General features: G+C 71.1%; 17 protein-coding genes. 9 read left to right on the plus strand and 8 right to left on the minus strand.

The genetic code is table 11. The features are described 5' to 3' along the window. The first annotated feature begins 94 nt into the window (after positions 1-94). From ACWEJ6_RS19105 to ACWEJ6_RS19115, 3 genes are read left to right on the plus strand one after another with little or no spacing between them, the layout of a single operon-like run. Positions 95-1,069 (plus strand): glucosyl-3-phosphoglycerate synthase, encoded by a 975-nt coding sequence (locus ACWEJ6_RS19105; protein ID WP_358283346.1) that lies wholly within the window; start codon positions 95-97, stop codon positions 1,067-1,069. After that, positions 1,066-2,184 carry a glycosyltransferase gene (locus ACWEJ6_RS19110; protein WP_452425047.1) on the plus strand — a complete coding sequence of 373 codons (1,119 nt, stop codon included), beginning with the start codon at positions 1,066-1,068 and terminating at the stop codon, positions 2,182-2,184. Before ACWEJ6_RS19105 ends, ACWEJ6_RS19110 begins: the two co-directional genes overlap by 4 nt. A 12-nt stretch (positions 2,185-2,196) precedes the next feature. After that, positions 2,197-2,805, plus strand: a complete 609-nt coding sequence (locus ACWEJ6_RS19115) for a response regulator transcription factor (protein WP_358283350.1) — start codon at positions 2,197-2,199, stop codon at positions 2,803-2,805. Here ACWEJ6_RS19115 and ACWEJ6_RS19120 read toward each other — a convergent pair. Both ACWEJ6_RS19120 and ACWEJ6_RS19125 read right to left on the minus strand, forming a co-directional pair. Continuing rightward, positions 2,746-4,848: a histidine kinase gene (locus ACWEJ6_RS19120; protein ID WP_452425050.1), complete on the minus strand. Its 2,103-nt coding sequence runs from the start codon at positions 4,846-4,848 to the stop codon at positions 2,746-2,748. The genes ACWEJ6_RS19115 and ACWEJ6_RS19120 overlap by 60 nt on opposite strands. A gap of 10 nt (positions 4,849-4,858) precedes the next feature. Continuing rightward, entirely contained in the window at positions 4,859-5,653 is a 795-nt protein-coding gene (locus ACWEJ6_RS19125) for a universal stress protein (protein ID WP_352349903.1), read from the minus strand. Positions 5,654-5,732: 79 nt separating this feature from the next. Here ACWEJ6_RS19125 and ACWEJ6_RS19130 point away from each other — a divergent pair, with 79 nt between their 5' ends. After that, positions 5,733-6,035 (plus strand): hypothetical protein, encoded by a 303-nt coding sequence (locus ACWEJ6_RS19130; protein WP_452425052.1) that lies wholly within the window; start codon positions 5,733-5,735, stop codon positions 6,033-6,035. An 86-nt stretch (positions 6,036-6,121) separates the two neighbouring features. Continuing rightward, positions 6,122-6,670: a phosphatase PAP2 family protein gene (locus tag ACWEJ6_RS19135; RefSeq protein WP_358283356.1), complete on the plus strand. Its 549-nt coding sequence runs from the start codon at positions 6,122-6,124 to the stop codon at positions 6,668-6,670. On the opposite strand, the gene pip is transcribed toward ACWEJ6_RS19135, so the two are convergent. Beyond that, positions 6,636-7,595: a prolyl aminopeptidase gene (gene pip, locus ACWEJ6_RS19140; RefSeq protein ID WP_358283358.1), complete on the minus strand. Its 960-nt coding sequence runs from the start codon at positions 7,593-7,595 to the stop codon at positions 6,636-6,638. The two genes, ACWEJ6_RS19135 and pip, sit on opposite strands and share 35 nt — an antisense overlap. Before the next feature lie 66 nt (positions 7,596-7,661). Between pip and ACWEJ6_RS19145 the strand changes: the two genes are divergently transcribed. Further along, positions 7,662-8,579, plus strand: coding sequence for a threonine ammonia-lyase (locus ACWEJ6_RS19145; protein WP_452425055.1), 918 nt, complete (start codon positions 7,662-7,664; stop codon positions 8,577-8,579). Here the strand turns inward: ACWEJ6_RS19145 and ACWEJ6_RS19150 are convergent. From ACWEJ6_RS19150 to ACWEJ6_RS19170, 5 genes are all read right to left on the minus strand, one after another. Then, positions 8,570-9,148, minus strand: a complete 579-nt coding sequence (locus ACWEJ6_RS19150) for a hypothetical protein (RefSeq protein WP_452425057.1) — start codon at positions 9,146-9,148, stop codon at positions 8,570-8,572. The two genes, ACWEJ6_RS19145 and ACWEJ6_RS19150, sit on opposite strands and share 10 nt — an antisense overlap. A gap of 67 nt (positions 9,149-9,215) precedes the next feature. Continuing rightward, positions 9,216-9,635 (minus strand): large conductance mechanosensitive channel protein MscL, encoded by a 420-nt coding sequence (gene mscL, locus ACWEJ6_RS19155; protein ID WP_352349915.1) that lies wholly within the window; start codon positions 9,633-9,635, stop codon positions 9,216-9,218. An 80-nt stretch (positions 9,636-9,715) separates the two neighbouring features. Further along, positions 9,716-9,931, minus strand: coding sequence for a DUF397 domain-containing protein (locus ACWEJ6_RS19160; protein WP_387668089.1), 216 nt, complete (start codon positions 9,929-9,931; stop codon positions 9,716-9,718). A gap of 164 nt (positions 9,932-10,095) precedes the next feature. Further along, positions 10,096-10,299: a DUF397 domain-containing protein gene (locus ACWEJ6_RS19165; protein WP_352349919.1), complete on the minus strand. Its 204-nt coding sequence runs from the start codon at positions 10,297-10,299 to the stop codon at positions 10,096-10,098. Between the two features lie 220 nt (positions 10,300-10,519). Next, entirely contained in the window at positions 10,520-11,368 is an 849-nt protein-coding gene (locus ACWEJ6_RS19170; RefSeq protein WP_452425060.1) for a helix-turn-helix domain-containing protein, read from the minus strand. 605 nt (positions 11,369-11,973) lie between these two features. Between ACWEJ6_RS19170 and glgX the strand changes: the two genes are divergently transcribed. From glgX to treZ, 3 genes are read left to right on the plus strand one after another with little or no spacing between them, the layout of a single operon-like run. Next, positions 11,974-14,067, plus strand: a complete 2,094-nt coding sequence (gene glgX, locus ACWEJ6_RS19175; RefSeq protein ID WP_352349923.1) for a glycogen debranching protein GlgX — start codon at positions 11,974-11,976, stop codon at positions 14,065-14,067. After that, positions 14,060-16,210, plus strand: a complete 2,151-nt coding sequence (treY, locus tag ACWEJ6_RS19180) for a malto-oligosyltrehalose synthase (RefSeq protein WP_452425062.1) — start codon at positions 14,060-14,062, stop codon at positions 16,208-16,210. The genes glgX and treY overlap by 8 nt, the downstream gene beginning before the upstream one ends. Beyond that, positions 16,200-17,912: a malto-oligosyltrehalose trehalohydrolase gene (treZ, locus tag ACWEJ6_RS19185; protein ID WP_452425064.1), complete on the plus strand. Its 1,713-nt coding sequence runs from the start codon at positions 16,200-16,202 to the stop codon at positions 17,910-17,912. Before treY ends, treZ begins: the two co-directional genes overlap by 11 nt. The last annotated feature ends 108 nt before the right edge of the window (positions 17,913-18,020 follow it).

Genomic DNA, 18,020 nt, shown 5'->3' on the forward strand with positions numbered 1-18,020 from the left:
CGACATATGCCACGTCTAGGGGTTAACAAACAAGGATGTTCGAAGGCGCATAGATCGGGCAGGGGTCGTGCCCCTATGAGATGGGGCTGACTGCATGGAGACAGATGTGCGAGCCTTTGCCAGGGCCCAGGAGTGGTGCGGCCCGCATTCCAGTACGGCCGCGGAATGGCCGGTGGATGCCTTAATCGAGGCCAAGGGCAACACAACGGTGAGCGTCGTCCTGCCGGCGCGCGACGAAGAGCGCACGGTCGGGGACATCGTCACCGTGATCAGACGTGAACTGGTGGAGCAGGCGCCACTCGTCGACGAGATCCTCGTCGTCGACTCCAACTCCACCGACGCGACGGCGGAACGGGCACGCGCGGCGGGCGCGCGCGTCGTGGCGCAGAACGAGGTGCTGCCCCACCTGCCGCGCCTGTCGGGCAAGGGGGAGGCGCTGTGGAAGGGCCTGGCCGCCTCCCACGGCGACATCGTCGCCTTCGTCGACTCGGACCTGCTCAACTTCGGCGCGCACTTCGTGTCGGGGCTGGTCGGTCCGCTGCTGGTGAACCCGGGCACCCATTTCGTCAAGGCCACGTACGAACGGCCCTTCACGGGCGAGGACGGCGTGCCCCGGCGCGGCGCGGGCGGCCGGGTCACCGAACTGGTGGCCAGGCCCCTGCTCAACCTGTTCTGGCCGGAGCTGGCGGGCTTTCGCCAACCCCTCGGCGGCGAGTACGCCGCCCGGCGCGACGTGCTGGAACAGGTCCCCTTCGTCACCGAGTACGGCGTGGAGTTCGGCCTCCTCGTCGACCTCCTCCAACTGGTGGGACTCGACGCGATGGCCCAGGTTGACCTGGGCTCCCGCGCGCACGGCCACCAGTCCGTGCACGCGCTCGGCCGGATGGCCGGGCAGATCATGCTCACCGCGTGGTCCCGGCTGGAGCGCCAGGGCCGCGTGGTGTCCTCGGTGCCCCCGGCTCACACGCTGCTGCAGTTCGGTCTCGACGGGCGGGCCGGCCTGGTGGACGTGGGAGTGGCGGAACGGCCGCCGCTCGCCTCGCTCATGCTGGAGGAGGACGTCGCGTGAAGGTGCTGATCAACGCGGGACCGTGGCTGGCGGTCCCGCCGCCCGGCTACGGCGGCATCGAGAACGTGGTCGCCACCCTGGTCCCCGCGCTGCGCGAACGCGGCGTCGAGGTCGTGCTGGCCTCCGTGGCGTCGAGCACGCTGGAGGCCGACGAGCTGATCGCCGTCTACGACGAGGGCCAGTTCGCGGAGTTGCAGAAGCCGTACAACCAGGTCATGGGGATCGCGCACGCGCACCAGGCGCGGGTGGCCGCCGAGCTGCGCGGCCGCGACGACATCGACCTCGTGCACGACCACGTGGAGGTCGTCGGGCCGGCGGTGCTGGCCGCGCTGGGCGGGCCGCCGGTCCTCCACACCCTCCACTGGGACCTGCGCAAACACCCGGCGTTCTACGGCGCCTTCCCGCGCTCGATCGCGGTCAACGGGGTGTCGGACTCGCAGCTCGCCCGCGCGCCCGAGGCTCTGCGCGCGGCCTCGCTGGGCGCCATCCACCTGGCCACGCCGCTGGCCGGCCAGGACGTCCGAGCCGAGCGCGGCGAGCACCTGGTGATCATGGGACGGATCTGCGGGCTCAAGGGCCAGCACGTGGCCGCCCGGGTCTGCCAGAAACTCGGCCTGCCGCTGGTCGTGGCCGGCCCGGTCTGCGGCCGGGACAGCCAGGCCGAGCTGGACGTCATCCTGCAGGACCCCTACCACCCGCTGCACAGTCACCCCGACGTGCGCTACCACCTCGACCAGGTGTCCCGCTACCTCGACGGCGACCTGGTCAGGTGGGTCGGCGCGGTCGGCGGCCAGGAAAGGGACGAGCTGTACGCCTCGGCCCGTGCCGCGCTCTTCCCCATCCAGTGGGACGAGCCGGGCGGCACGGCAGTCGTCGAGGCCCTGGCGCTCGGGGTGCCGCCGGTGGGCCTGCGCCGCGGCTGCCTGCCCGAGATCATCGATCACGGCCGCACCGGCTTCCTCGCCGACACCGAGGAGGAGCTGGCCGAGTACGTCCAGCGGGTGGACGAGATCGATCCGGAGGAGTGCCGCCGCGAGGCGATGCGCCGCTTCTCGCCCGGCGTGATGGCCGACCGCTACCTGGACCTGTACGACCGGGTGCTGCGCGCCGACTGATAGACATGTCCGATGATTCGCGTACTTCTGGCCGAGGACCAGGCCGTGATCAGGCACGCGCTCGCGACCCTGCTCGGCCTGGAGGCCGACTTCGAGATCGTGGCCGCGGTCGAGTCCGGTGACGCGGCCCTGGCGTCGGCCGCCGCGCACCGGCCGGACGTGGCCGTGCTGGACATCGACATGCCCGGCACCCTCGACGGGCTGGCCGCCGCGGCGGAGATCCGGGCCAGGGTGCCCTCGTGCCGCACGCTCATGCTCACCGCCTACGGCAAACCCGGCCATCTCAAGCGGGCCCTGACCGCCCAGGTGGACGGCTTCCTGCTGAAGACCGCGCCGCCGGAGGACCTGGTCGCGGCGATCAGGGAGGTCACCCGGGGCGGCCGGGTGCTCGACCCGTCGCTCGCGGTCACCGCCTGGGACCTGGCCGACAACCCGCTCACGCCGCGCGAGGCCGACGTGCTGCGGCTGGTGGCGGGCGGCGCCGAGGCCCCCGACATCGCCCGGCGGCTGCACCTGACCGCCGGGACCGTGCGCAACTACCTGACGGCCATCGTGGCCAAGCTAAACGCGCGCAACCGCACCGACGCCGTGCGCATCGCCACCGAGGCCGGCTGGATCTAGCGGGGCCCGCGCGTCGAGCCGGAACCAGCCGTCCACGGCGGCGGTCGTGAGCCGGCCGCCCAGCGTGGCCAGGCGGGTGGTGAGGTTGCCCAGCCCGGACGAGCCGCGACGGGCGGCCGCCGTGCCCGCGCCGTCGTTGCGGACGAGCAGCCCGACCTCGCCGCCGACCACGGAGGTGGAGATCACGCAGGCCCGCGCGGCGCTGTGGCGCAGGACGTTCGTCACGGCCTCGCGCAGCACGGTGCTGAGCACGGTCTCGACCTCGGCCGGCAGCTCGGGGTGCGCGAGCCGCAGGGTGACCTCGACCCCGGCCGCCGCCAGCACCTTGCCTGCCGACTCGGCCTCGGCGGCGAAGGACAGCTCGCGCTGCTCGCCGGTGACCGAGCGCAGGTCGTCCTGGGCGTGCTCGGCCATGGTGACGACGTTCTCCAGCTCCCGGACGGGGTCGGGCAGGCGGCGGGCCAGCTCGCAGGTGAGCAGGATGGCGGCCAGGCTGTGGCCGAGCAGGTCGTGCAGGTCGCGGGCGGCCCGCAGGCGCTCCTCGACGACGGCCGAACGCGCCAGGCTCTCCCTGGCCGCGTGCAGCTCCTTGGCCAGCTGGGCCAGGCGCAGGAGGCTGTAGACCACCACGCCGGTGGTGAGCGTGCTCACCGTGATGTTGACGCGGCCGGGCAGCTCGTACAGGGAGGCGACCGTCCAGACCGCGGCCAGGATCGCGGCCGTCAGGGGCCAGGCCGTCCGCGGGCGGAAGGCGAGCAGCACCGGACCGGCGAGGAAGCCCGCCGTCCCCAGCCAGATCGGCCCGAACACCGGGATCGGGGCGAAGGTGAGCGCCGCCATCACCCCCAGCGCCACCATGTGGCGGCCGGCGACCGAGCGCAGCTGCATGACGACGATCACGGCCAGCGCCGCGACCGCGGGGACCAGCAGCCCGGCCGGGATCTGCAGCAGCGCCTTGACGCTGAACCCGACCAGCACGGCGGCCAGCAGGACCACCGAGACGTCGGGCGGCTCGCGCCGGGCCGCCGCGGGCGGGCGCGGGGCGGGCAGCACGGCATCCACCGTGTACCGGCCCCGGCCGGACAGGCCGCGGGTGAGCGTGCCGCCCGCCGCCGCCACCTGGCGGGTGAGCTCCGCCGGGCCGGCGAGCCCGCCGGCGTCGTCGTCCTCGGCCGTGCGGCGGCCGTCGTCGGCCACGCGCAGGTGCACCTGGGCTCGTTCCGGCTCCTCCCAGGTCTCGATCACGCACACCGTGGCGGTGCCGCGGCGGGCGACGTCCGTGACCGCCTCGCGCAGCACCGAGGCGAGCAGCGCGCCCGCCGGGCCCAGCGGCTCGGTGTGGGCGGCGCGCACCTCCACGCCGACGCCGGCCGCCTCCAGCAGGGCGCGGGCGGTGGTCAGCTCGGGGGCCAGGGACATCGCGCGGTAGCCGGCCGCCGCGGCGCGCGCGTCCGCCAGCGACAGCCGTGCCGTCGCGACCACCTCGCCGAGCGTTCCGGCCGCGTCCCGCGGCGCGGCCAGCGCCCGCCGCGCGCCCGCGCCGATCGTGGCCAGGCCGCGGCCGAGGCCGTCGCTCAGCTCCGCGGCGATGCGCAGCCGCTCCTCGGCCACCGCCGCCGCGGCCAGCGCGGGACGGGTGGCCTCCATCTCGGCCACCCGCTCGACCAGCCGGATCAGGCCGAACACGACCAGCGACACCAGCACCGTGGTGATCGCGAGGTCGGTCGTGGAGACCGCGTCGCCCGCGTTGCGCCAGTGGTGGATCACGACGCCGCTGAAGGCCACCGCGGGCGCCAGCGCCCACCAGCGCGTCACCAGCAGCGACCCGGCGAGGAAGCCGAGGATCGCGACGGACGCGCCCTGCCCCAGCGTCACCGCGTAGACCAGCACGCCCTGGACGGCGAGCAGCCACCCCCACCTGGCCCGCAGCGTGAAGGCGCACTGCACGGCCAGCACCGGCAGCGCCCCCCAGGCGCCGGCCACCACGTAGACGCCGGCCAGCGAGGCCAGCACCACGACGACGATCAATCGGGCGACACGCACGCCCAGAAGCTTAGGAGAACCCCCGCGGCAGCACGGTGACCGGGCAGGACGACGACCGCAGCACCTTCATCGCCAGCTCGCCCAGGAACACCCGGTGGGGCTGGGCGTCCTCGCCGGCGGCGCAGACCAGCAGCTCGCCGGGCAGCCACTCGACGTCCTTGAGCGCGGCCTGCACGTCGTGGCCCTCGGCCACCTCCGACTCGGCCTCGATGCCGGTGCTCTCCCAGGCCAGCCGTACGGCCAGGGCGAGGTCGTCGCGCAGCTTGCCCTGGTTCTCGGTGCGCAGGTCGAGAGTGATCAGCCGGAGCGGCACGTCGAGCCGGAGCGCCGCCTGGGCCACCCGCTCGACCGCCGCGTCGCACTGCGGCCGGTGGACGTAGGCGAGGGTGAGCCGGGCGGGCTCGTCGGGCGGCACGTAGCCCGAGGGCGCCAGCATCACCGCCTCCGGCGACAGGTGCAGCAGGTGGTCGGCGGTGCTGCCGACGGCGATGCGGCCGTACTGGCCGCCGCTCGCCGAGCCGACCACGATCAGGTCGGCCCTGATCCTGCTGGCCAGCACCGACAGCCCGCGGCCGGTGCCCCGGCTCTCGAACGCCATGTACTCGGCCGGGACGACGCCCAGTTCCTCACCCGCGTGCGCCAGGTTGGCCTGGGCCTCGACGGCCAGCCCCGGGCTGCCCGGGGGATAGATCGACGCCACCGTGAGCTCGCCCCCGGTCAGCCGGGTGATGGCGGCCCCGAGCGCGAGGGCGTCCCGCCCACCGGGGTCGTTGCTGTAGCCGACGATCACGTGCTCTCCGATCACGTTTGCCTCCTTACCCGCTCTGAGCTGGGAATACGCGGTCTCTGTCGATGCGTTTGCAACGATTGGAGGCGTAAAAACAGTGAAGATCACCCTTGACACCCGTATCAACGGGTCCCTCGGCCCGGTCACCCTTCGTGAAGCGGTTCAGCACCTCAAGGCGCACGACCTGACGTGCACCGTCCCCGCCGGCGTCGTCGAGCAGAAGGTCACCGTCTTCTCCGACTGCGTGGAGCGCGGCTTCACCCCGCTGCGCAGCGAGATCATGGCCGCGTACTACATGGCCGAGCGGGACGCCACCGCCGAGGCGTTCGACCGCGGCCTCATCACCGAAGGCGAGCTGGAGCAGAGGCGCGCCCTCCTCGTGCGCCAGTATCTTGGGTAAGGACCGGAATCGCCCTTTCGGTCGAAGCATTTGACGATCAAAGTTCATAAGGTCGTGTCCACTACCCGTTCACGGATTGGACACCTGTGTACCGCGACATCGTCGACTTCGCTCTGACCACGCCCGGGTGGCTGCACGCCCTCGCCGAGTTCGGCACGGACGCCGGCCTGTTCATCTTCGCGGCGCTGTTCCTCGTGTGCTGGTGGCGGGCCCGCCAGGCCCCCGCCCGCGACCTCGCGCTCGCCATCGCCGGTCCGGCCGGGGTGGTGGGCGCGTACATCGTGAGCGAGGGCGTGAAGCTGCTGGTCCGGGAGGACCGGCCGTGCCGCGGCGGCATCGCCACGATCGCGGCCTGCCCGCCCTCCACGGACTGGTCCTTCCCCAGCAACCACACCGTCATCGCCGCCGGGGCGGCGGGCACGCTCATCCTGGTCTGGCGCGCCCTGGCCTGGGTGGTGCTGCCGCTGGCCGCCCTGATGGGCTTCTCCCGGGTGTTCGTCGGCGTGCACTACCCGCACGACGTGGCCGGCGGCTTCCTGCTCGGCCTGGTGCTCGCGCCGCTGTTCGCGCTGCTGCTGGTCGGCGCGGTCACCCCCGCGGTCAGGCTCGCGCGAAGCCGTCTGTCGCCGCGATGAGCCGGTCGACGATGCCGGGCTCGGTCGCCGCGTGCCCGGCGTCGTGCACCACCTGGAAGTCGGCCTCGGGCCAGGCCTTGTGCAGGTCCCAGGCGGTGGCCATGGGCGTGCAGGCGTCGTAGCGGCCCTGGATGATCACGGCCGGGATGTGCCGGACGCGGTCGACGTCCCTGATGAGCTGCTCGGGCTCGAACCAGCCGCCGTGGTGGAAGTAGTGGTTCTCGATCCTGGCGAACGACACCGCCATCTTGTCCTCGCCGAACTCCGCCACCAGGCTCGGGTCGGGCAGCAGCGTGATCGTGGCGCCCTCCCACTGCGACCACGCCTTGGCCGCCGCCAGCCGGACCGCGTCGTCGTCGCCTTCGAGCCGGGCGCGGTAGGCGGCCATGAGGTCGCCGCGCTCCTCGACGGGGATCGGCGCCAGGTACGACTCCCACAGGTCGGGGAACAGGTAGCTCGCGCCCTCCTGGTAGAACCAGCGCAGCTCGTGCGGGCGCAGCGTGAAGATGCCGCGCAGCACCAGCTCGGTCGTACGGTCGGGGTGGGTCTGGGCGTAGGCCAGTGACAGCGCGCTGCCCCACGACCCGCCGAACACCTGCCACCGCTCGATGCCCAGGTGCTCGCGCAGCCGTTCCATGTCGGCCACCAGGTTCCAGGTGGTGTTGGCGGCCAGCGACGTGCCCGGCGTGCTGGCGTGCGGCAGGCTGCGCCCGCAGTTGCGCTGGTCGAACAGGACGATGCGGTACAGCTCGGGGTTCCACTGCCGGCGGTGGTTGGCGCTGCACCCGGCGCCCGGCCCGCCGTGCAGCATGACGGCCGGCTTTCCGTCGGGGTTGCCGCAGACCTCCCAGTAGATCTGGTTGCCGTCACCCACGTCGAGCAGGCCGGACTCGTAGGGTTCGATGGGCGGGTACAGAGTTCTCATGTCTCGCGATCCTGCCATGGAGCAGGAGCTGGCCGAATTGTGCCGGTCCGCGCCTAGAGTGACCGTATGGACCTGGTGACGATCGACGACATCCGCGCGGCGGCCGGGCGGATCAACGGAACCGCGGTGCGCACGCCGCTCCTGAGGATGGGCGAGGCGTGGCTGAAGCCCGAGAGCCTGCAGCCGGTCGGGTCGTTCAAGATCCGCGGCGCCTACAACGCGCTGGCGTCGCTGCGTCCGGCCGGCGTCGTCACGCACTCCTCCGGCAACCACGGCCAGGCGCTGGCGTTCGCGGCGGCGCAGTTCGGCGTGCCGTGCGTGGTCGTCGTGCCCGAGGGAACCCCGGCGGTCAAGGCGGCGGCGATCGAGGGGTGGGGCGCCGAGCTGGTGGTCGTGCCGCCCGACCAGCGCGAGGTGACGGCCGAGCGGCTGGCCGGCGAGCGCGGCCTGACGCTGGTGCCGCCCTACGACCACCGCGCGATCATCGCCGGGCAGGGCACGATCGGGCTGGAGATCGTCGAGGACCTGCCGGACGTCGAGGCGGTGCTCGTGCCGGTCAGCGGCGGCGGGCTGGCCGCCGGCGTGGCGGCGGCGGTCAAGGCGCTGCGGCCCGACGTCCGCGTGTACGGCGTGGAGCCCGAACTGGCCGCCGACGCCGCCGAGAGCCTGGCGGCCGGGCACGTGGTCGCCTGGGAGACCACCCGCACGTTCCGGACCATCGCCGACGGGCTGCGCGTGAACCAGGTGTCCGAGCTGACCTTCGCCCACCTGCGCGAACACCTCGAAGGCATCGTCACCGTCGCGGAGGACGAGCTGCGGGCGGCCATGCGGCACATCGCGCGCACGGCCCGGCTGGTGGCCGAGCCCAGCGGCGCGGCGACCACGGCCGCCCTGCTGTCGGGCCGCGTCCCCGCCGGGCGCACGGTGGCCGTGCTGTCCGGGGGGAACGTCGATCCGGAGCTGTTCGCCCAGGTCTACGCCTGAGCCCAGGCGTGGCGGGTGAGGAAGCCGCGCTCGCCGGTGGCGTACTCGTGGAAGGCCTGCTGCACCTCGGCCAGCTCGGACACCACCGCGCGGACCATCGCGCCCTCCTTGTACTCCAGCTCGTAGCCGGGGGAGACCTGGAGGAAGTGCCGGCCGAAGTTCACCAGGGCGACGAACGGGTTCTGCGGCGACAGGGTGGCCAGGACGTCCTGGACCAGCCCGAGGTCGGGGTCGTGCACGACCATCCCGTCGCCGGTGTGGAGCTGCATGCCCTCGTACACGCCGAGCGGGGCCACGTTGTGCACCAGATCGCGCTGGGGGTCGTAGCAGACCAGGCCGTGCGCACGGGCGGTGGTGAACACCTGGGCCGAGCTCTCGTCCATCGTGTCCAGGTCCATCGTCACCAGGACGTGCCCGGGGTACAGGGTGACCTGCCCGGGCAGCTCCTTGGCGACGTCGGGCACGTCCCCCTCGACGGGGTCGCTCCGCTTCACCGCCAGATACGTGGTCCGGGCCTGATCCCTGCTGATCGGCACGGGCTCGTCCCAGACCATCAACTCAACGCTCATCGGTCCATCTTGCCGAACGTCCACCGTGCCGGTGCGCCACTGGGGTCAAGAGTCCGTGATGTACGGTTCAGCGCGGTTTCTCGGACTGGGGCACCAGCTCCACCGTGCAATGGGCGCACCGGCTGGCCTCGGCGGGGATGTCGGACAGGCACTCGGGGCACTCCTTGGTCGTCGCCGCCTTGTCGCGGTCGAACAGGTGGATCAGCCGCGTCATCGGGGCCACGACCAGCCAGTAGACGACCGCCGCGATGACCAGGAAGGTCAGCAGGTGGTTGAGGAAGTCGCCGTACTTGAACTGGCTGCCGTTGATCGTGAAGGAGTATTCGGCGAAATTCGGCTGCCGGCCGCCGGTCACCGCGCCGATGAGCGGGGTGATGAGATCGGTGACCAGTGCCTGGACGAGCCCGCTGAAGGTCGCCCCGACGATGACGGCGACGGCCAGCTCGACGATGTTGCCTCGGAGTAAGAACTTCTTGAAACCGCCCATGGAGTCGGCATATTGCCGGGGGCCGCGGCCTGAAACCCCGATGGCCCCCGACAGAGCCCGACGGAGAACGTCGTGGCCGGTCAGACCTGGGGCGCGAGCCGTTCGAGATCGAAGCGGCCGCGCCGCACGCCGTCGAGGAACGCGGCCCACTCGTCGGTGGTGAACGACAGGACGGCACCGCTGGCGTCCTGACTTCCCCGCACCCAGACCCGGTCGGCGAGCATGGTGACCTCGACGCAGTCGCCATTGTTGCACCGTTGCCAGCGTGCCTGGTCAAGGGCAGGTGGGCGTTTCATCCATTACCTCCTGAAGGCGGCTGTAGAGGTATTGAGCCGAAGGTGATTTTACCTTGACAGCAGAGGATGACCAGGCGACAAAAGGGGCAGTGCAACCGTCGGCGCCGGACAAAACAAAAGGCGGGCGTCCGTGGGGACGACCGCCGGAAAAAAGCGCCGCGCGCTCAGCCGGACTGACGTATTCCGTGCAGGAACGCGTCCCATTCCCGGGCGCTGAACGTGAGGACGGGGCCGGCCGGGTTCTTGTTGTCCCGCACGCCGATCTCGCCGGCGGACAGCAACGCGACCTCGACGCATTCTCCGTTGTTGCAGCGCGACGCGGCCCGCCACCGCGGACCCGCCTGGACGTCAGGGTGGTGGGACGTCATTGTCTCCCCCTCGTGCATCGACAATGGGCGCGGCGGCGGTCGGACCTCGCCGGGCGCGCTGGAACGGTGGTGGTCGGACACCGGCGATCTCACGTGGAGAGCGAAAGTGTCCCAATGGATGAACAGTAGCACCTGGCACTTGCCACGGGAGCGAGGTCCCGATGTGTCGGAGGCATCATGCCAGGTGACCGGAGAAAAGAGATGATCTCGTGACGAAGTGTTAAGCGAAGGTTGCGGCCATCTCGGTAATTCGCCGCTTCGATTCCTGGATGCCCAGGGCCTCGGCCCGCAGATGGTCGATGATCTCGCGAAATCGCCGGACCACCTTATCGGCCTCCAGGTAGAAAAGGCCCATTTGATGTTCCACGAAAATGGTGTCGGCGATGCCGGAGTCATGGTCGAACTCCATGAGCCGGAAGGTGCTGTCGAAACCCACGTGCGCCCCCGCCGTGAACGGGATCACCTGGATGGTGACGTGCGGCAGCTCGCTCAGCTCGATGAGCCGGTCGAGCTGTTCGCGCATGGTCCGCCGGCTGCTCACGTGCCGGTAGAGCACCGACTCGTCCAGCAGGACCCAGTAGCGCAGGGTGTCGTGCCGGTGCAGCCACTCCTGGCGTTTCATCCGCACCCTGACCCGGTCGTCGAGCACGTCGGGCGCGATGCGGGGCAGCCAGCCGCGGATCACCGCGCGGGCGTAGTCCTCGGTCTGGAGCAGGCCGGGCACGGTGGTGATCTCGTACTCGGTGATGGCGCTGGCCTCCGCCTCCAGGCCGAGCATCTGCCGCAGCTCGCGGTTGTCGTAGAACTGCCACCACTCCTTCTGCCTGGCGTCCTTGGCCAGCGTCATGAGCTGGGCGGACTCGGCGGGGGAGACCTCGTACAGGCGGCACAGGTCGCGCACGTCGCGCAGGCTGACGCCGCGCTGGGCGGTCTCGATCCGGCTGATCTTGGCCGGGGAGCACAGGAGGAGCTGGGCGACCTCGGCGATGCTGAGGTTCTTCTCGTTGCGCAGCTCGCGTAAGCGCATCGCCAGTTGCCGCTGGCGGAGCGTCGGGTTGGGGATGGTCATCGCCGCACTCCCTTCCCGCGCGGTGGCCGGTTGCCCCGGAGCGTACCCCCGGGTTCGGTTTCGAAGGCATGTGCGGTAGGTAATCGTCACCGGCACGTTCCTATGGCAAGTGCCAATTCGGGGTGGGTTTCCGGTGTCGGAGGGTAAAAGTCAGCCAAGCCGTAAGAGAGGGGGATGCCCTGGGGCTGATTTGATCAAACCACCAGAGATCGAAATGCCGCGTTCATTCCCTGACGTGATGGCTCACCAGAGGCCGTCCGTCACATAAGGCTGGGCCGACGGGGGCTCGTCGGCCCGGCTGCGACGATCGTTCGCTCCTGCCAGAGCGAGGATCGACCGTCCTGATCGCGGGGGATCGGGGACGCAGCGTCGCGTCGCCCGATCGCGGGTGCGGATCCGGTGCGCGGGGGCCGCGCACCGGATCCGTGAACCTCGCCGCACCCCCCACCGGGCCGAACACGTGAGCCGCCTTCGACACCGCGCCGTCGGAGGCGGCTCACTCGATTTTTCGGAGTATTCCGGACGGACGCGTGGGAAGGAACAGGGTGGCCTTGTCCGGCGGACCGGGGGAACGGAACATGGGGAGAGACCGCAAGGGAGCCTCGATGATCGAGATCTGGCCTGGAGACCCCTATCCTCTCGGGGCGACGTACGACGGCGCGGGCACGAACTTCTCGCTCTACACCGAGGTCGCCCAGGCGGTGGAGCTGTGCCTGTTCGACGAGGACAACGTCGAGTCGCGGGTGCCGCTCACGGAGGTCGACGGGTTCATCTGGCACGGATACCTGCCGGGCATCGGCCCCGGCCAGCGTTACGGCTACCGCGTGCACGGGCCGTACGAGCCGGCGCGCGGGCTGCGCTGCAACCCCAACAAGCTGCTGCTCGACCCGTACGCGATGGCGATCGAGGGCGGCGTCGACTGGCACGAGGCGGTCTACGGCTACCGGTTCGGCCAGCCGGACACGCGCAACGACGCCGACTCGTCCCCGTACGTGCCGCGGTCCATCGTGATCAACCCGTTCTTCGGGTGGGGGCACGACCGGCCGCCGGCGACGCCGTACCACGACACGGTGATCTACGAGGCCCACGTGCGCGGGCTGACGATAAGCCATCCCAAGATCCCCAAGCACCTGCGCGGCACGTACGCGGCGCTCGGCCACCCCGAGATCCTCGACCACCTCACCAAGCTCGGCGTGACGGCGCTGGAGCTGATGCCGGTGCACCAGTTCGTCACCGACCACATCCTGGAGCAGCGCGGCCTGTCCAACTACTGGGGCTACAACTCCATCGGCTTCTTCGCCCCGCACAACCGCTACTCCAGCACCGGGCAGCGCGGCGGGCAGGTGCTGGAGTTCAAGGCGATGGTGCGCAGCCTGCACGAGGCGGGCATCGAGGTCATCCTCGACGTCGTCTACAACCACACCGCCGAGGGCAACCACCTGGGGCCGACGCTGGGGTTCAGGGGCATCGACAACAGCAACTACTACCGCCTGGTCGAGAACGACAAGCGCTACTACGTCGACACCACCGGCACCGGCAACAGCCTGCTCATGCGCTCGCCGCACGTCCTTCAGATGATCATGGACTCGCTCCGCTACTGGGTCATCGAGATGCACGTCGACGGGTTCCGCTTCGACCTCGCCTCCACCCTCGCCCGCGAGCTGCACGAGGTCGACCGGCTGAGCGCGTTCTTCGACCTGGTGCAGCAGGACCCGGTGTTGTCGCAGGTCAAGCTCATCGCCGAGCCCTGGGACGTCGGCCCCGGCGGCTACCAGGTCGGCAACTTCCCCTCGCGCTGGACCGAGTGGAACGGCCGCTACCGCGACACGATCCGCGACCTGTGGCGCGGGCAGGCCGCCACGCTGCCCGAGTTCGGCTCCCGCCTGACCGGGTCCAGCGACCTGTACAAGGACGACAGCCGCCGCCCGGCCGCCTCCATCAACTTCGTGACCTGCCACGACGGCTTCACCCTGCAGGATCTCGTCGCGTACAACGACAAGCACAACGAGGCGAACAAAGAGGGCAACCGCGACGGCACCGACGACAACCGGTCGTGGAACTGCGGCGAGGAGGGCCCGGCGAGCCTGGCCATCGAGTCGCTGCGCGAGCAGCAGAAACGCAACTTCCTCACCACGTTGTTCCTGTCGCAAGGCGTGCCGATGCTCTCGCACGGCGACGAGCTGGGCCGCACCCAGAAGGGCAACAACAACGGCTACTGCCAGGACAACGAGCTGACCTGGGTCGACTGGTCCGACATCAGGGAGAACTGGCTGCTGCTGGAGTTCACCCAGGAGCTCGCGGCGCTGCGGAAGAAACATCCGGTCTTCCGGCGCAGGAGGTTCTTCTACGGCAGGCCGGTCCGCGGGCTGAGCGACATCGCCTGGCTCACCCCGTCCGGGGAGGAGATGACCGACAGCGACTGGAACGTCGGCTACGCCAAGTCGCTGGCCGTCTTCCTCAACGGCGACGCCATCACCGAGCCCGACCGGCGCGGCCGCCCGATCCGGGACGACTCCTTCCTGCTGCTGTTCAACGCCCACCACGACACGATCAAGTTCACGATCCCCCAGGACTACGGCGAGATGTGGCACACCGAGATCGACACCGCGATGCCCATCAGGCTCGACGTGCGGATGGTGCGCGCGGGCGAGGCGATCGAGGTCCCCGGACGCAGCGTGCGGGTGCTGCGCCGTGTCTAGGCCGGCCTCGACGTACCGGGTGCAGCTCACCCCCGACTTCGGTTTCGCGCAGGTCGCCGAGATCGCCGGCTACCTGCGCGACCTCGGCGTCAGCCACGTCTACCTGTCGCCGGTGCTGCAGGCCACGCCCGGCTCGCGGCACGGCTACGACGTCGTCGACCACTCCAGGATCAGGGAGGAGTTCGGCGGGGCCACCGGCTTCCGCGAGATGGCCCAGGAACTGGCCGCGCACGACCTGGGCATCGTCATCGACATCGTGCCCAACCACATGAACACGATGAACGCCCAGTTCTGGTCGGTGCTCAAGGACGGGCCCGCCTCGCCGTACGCGAACTGGTTCGACATCGAGTGGGTGGAGGGGAAGGTGGCGCTGCCGGTGCTCGGCGACGACACCGAGCCCGTGGTCGACGGCGACGTCCTGCGCTACCACGAGCACGCCTTCCCCCACCCGGGCCACTACCGGCTGGTCGACTGGCGCGAGGGCCCCGGCTACCGGCGCTTCTTCGACGTCTCCTCGCTGATCGGGCTGCGCGTGGAGGACCCGGCGGTGTTGTCCGCCACGCACGAGGTGATCTTCTGGCTGCTCGACGAGGGCCTGGTCGACGGGTTGCGCATCGACCACCCCGACGGCCTGGCCGACCCCCGCGGCTACCTCGACCGGCTGCGCGAGCGGACCGGCGGCCCCTGGACGGTCGTGGAGAAGATCCTCATCGGCCCCGAGCGGCTGCAGCCCGACTGGGCCTGCGACGGCACGACCGGCTACGAGGTGCTCAACCGGGTCAACGGCCTGTTCGTCGACCCCTCGGGCAAGGAGCCGCTGGTCCGGCTGTTCAGCGAGCTGACCGGGCAGCCCGACGACTACCGTCCGGTCATGACGCAGGCCAAGCGCGAGGTGCTCGACCTGTTCTTCGGGGCGGAGATCGACCGGCTGGCCAGGGTCACCGGCTGCGCACCCGCCGCGGTGTCGGAGCTGCTGGCCGCGATGCCGCTCTACCGGGCGTACCTGGTGCCGGGGGAGGAGCCGCCGCCCGAGTCGGTGGAGATCGTCGAGCTGGCCGCCGCGGAGTGCTCGCCCGCCGTGCGGCCGCTCGTCCGAGAGGTCCTGTACGGCTCGCCGGAGGCGATCGTGCGCTTCCAGCAGACGTGCGGGCCTGTCATGGCCAAGGGCGTGGAGGACACCGCGCTGTACCGGTGGTTCCCGCTGTCGTGCCTCAACGAGGTGGGCGGCGAGCCGGACGTGTTCGGCGTCTCGGTCGAGGAGTTCCATGACTTCTGCGGGGAGATGTCTCCGTACACGATGACGACCCTGTCCACGCACGACACCAAGCGGTCAGAGGACGTGCGGGCCCGGTTGTCGGTGTTGTCGGAGATGCCGCGGGAGTGGGCGTCCGTGGTGTCGGAGTGGTCGCGGGAGCTCTCCTTCGACCCCCATCTCGACTACCTGGCCTGGCAGAACCTCATGGCCGCCTGGCCGATCTCCGCGGAACGCTTCACCGACTACCTGCTCAAGGCGGCTCGCGAGGCCAAGACCGCGATCTCGTGGGTGCGTCCGGACGCCGGCTACGAGCGGCGGCTGCGGGAGTTCGCGCAGGCCGCCGTGCGGCTGCCGGTGGAGGAGTTCACCGAGCGCATCGAGCCGTTCGCGATGTCGAACTCGCTCGGGGCCAAGCTGGTGCAGCTCATGATGCCCGGGGTGCCCGACGTGTACCAGGGCAACGAGACCACCGACTTCTCGCTGGTCGATCCGGACAACCGGCGGCCCGTGACGTACCCGCGCAAGCCCGAGACCTCCTGGGACGCCGCCAAGCTCCTGGTCACGACGCAGGCGTTGCGGCTGCGCAGGCGGCTCGGGGGCGCGGCGCCGTACCTGCCGCTGCGGGCGGAGGGGGAGGCGGCCGAGCACGCGATCGCCTTCGCCCGGGGCGAGGGCCCGCGGGCGGTGGCGGTCGCCACCAGGCTGCCGGTACGCCTCGCGCGCCGCTCCGCGGTCGCCGGCCACTCGGTGTGGGGCGACACCACCTTGACGCTGCCCGGCGGATCCTGGCGCGACCTGCTCACCGGCGAGCCGCACTCGGGGACGGTTCCGCTGGCCCGGCTGCTCGATCAGTACCCCGTCTCACTGCTGGAGCGACATGATCTTTGAGGTCTGGGCACCGAAGGCCACGGCTGTCGAGGTCGACGTTCTGGACGGACGCCGGCCGATGTCCCAGGGGGAGAGAGGCTGGTGGTGGGCCGAGGTCGCCGAGGCCGGCCACGGCACCAGGTACGCCTTCGTCCTCGACGGCGGCGGGCCCTACCCCGACCCGCGCTCCCGGCGGCAGCCCGAGGGGGTGTTCGGGCCGAGCGCGGTCTACGAGCACGACCGCTTCACCTGGTCCGACCACGACTGGAAGGGCCGCGACCTGCGCGGTTCGGTGATCTACGAGCTGCACGTCGGCACGTTCACCGGCGAGGGGACGTTCGCCGCGGCGATCGAGCGGCTGGAGCACCTGGTCGAGCTCTGCGTGGACTTCGTGGAGATCATGCCGGTCGCCCCCGTCCCCGGCGGGCGCAACTGGGGGTACGACGGCGTCGACCTCTACGCGGTCAACGAGACGTACGGCGGGCCCGACGGGCTGAAGTCGTTCGTGGACGCGTGCCATCGGGCCGGGATCGGCGTCATCCTGGACGTGGTCTACAACCACCTGGGGCCGTCGGGCAACTTCCTCCACCCCTTTGGTCCGTATTTTTCCGGCTTTGCTGGTAGCTATTGGGGCGAAGCGGTCAACCTGGACGGGCCGGGGTCCGACGAGGTCCGCCGGTACTTCGTCGGCAACGCCGTCCAGTGGCTGCGCGACTACCACATCGACGGGCTGCGGCTGGACGCCGTCCACGCGCTGCACGACCGGCGCGCCCGCCACCTGCTGGCCGAGCTGTCGGAGGAGGTCGACGCGCTGGCCTGCTCGCTCGGCCGGCCGCTGTCGCTGATCGCCGAGTCCGACCTCAACGACCCGCGCATGGTACGCCCGCTGGAGGCCGGCGGCCTCGGGATGACCGCGCAGTGGAACGACGACGTCCACCACGCCCTGCACACCGCCGTGAGCGGCGAGAGCCACGGCTACTACGAGGACTTCGCCGACCCGTCGGCGCTGGCCAGGGTGCTGACCCGGGGCGTGCTGCACGACGGCGGCTACTCCAGCTTCCGCGACCGGGCGCACGGGCAGCCCTTCACCGGCGTGCCCGGCCACCGGCTGGTCGCCTGCCTGCAGAACCACGACCAGATCGGCAACCGGCCCGGCGGCGACCGCCTGCCCGTGTCCGCGCTCAGGCTCGGGGCCGGTTTGCTGCTGACCTCGCCGTTCACGCCGATGTTGTTCATGGGGGAGGAGTGGGGGGCCGGCACGCCGTTCCTGTTCTTCTCCGACCACGTGGAGCCCGAGCTGCGGGAGAGCGAGGGGACGCGGCGCGAGCGCGAGTTCGACGGCTTCGGGTACGCCTGGGACGCGCCGAACCCGTCCGACGAGGAGGCGTTCCTCCGTTCCAAGCTGGACTGGAGCGAGCTGAAGGAGGAGGAGAACTGGTCCCTGCTGTGCTGGTACCGGGACCTCATCGCGCTGCGCAAGGCGCTGCCGGAGCTGTCGGATCCGCGGCTGGACCGGGTGCGGGTGGAGGCCGATCCGGAGGGCAGGTGGCTGGTCATGTGGCGCGGGACGGTGTGCGTCAGCGTCAACTTCTCCCCGGAGACGCTGACGTTGCCGCCGGCGGGCGCCACCCTCCTCCTGGCCTCGGACGACCCGGTCGCCGCCGGCCCGGACGGCCTCCGCCTCCCCGGCCAAACCCTCGCCATCACCCGCACCACCCCCTGACCGACCGCTCTCCGCCTCCCCGCCCTCGCCCCTGACCGACCGCTCTCCGCCTCCCCGCCCTCGCCCCCTGACCGGACGGCCTCCGCCTCCCCGGCCAGACCCTCGCCA

Source organism: Nonomuraea sp. NPDC004702 (genome assembly GCF_053601695.1).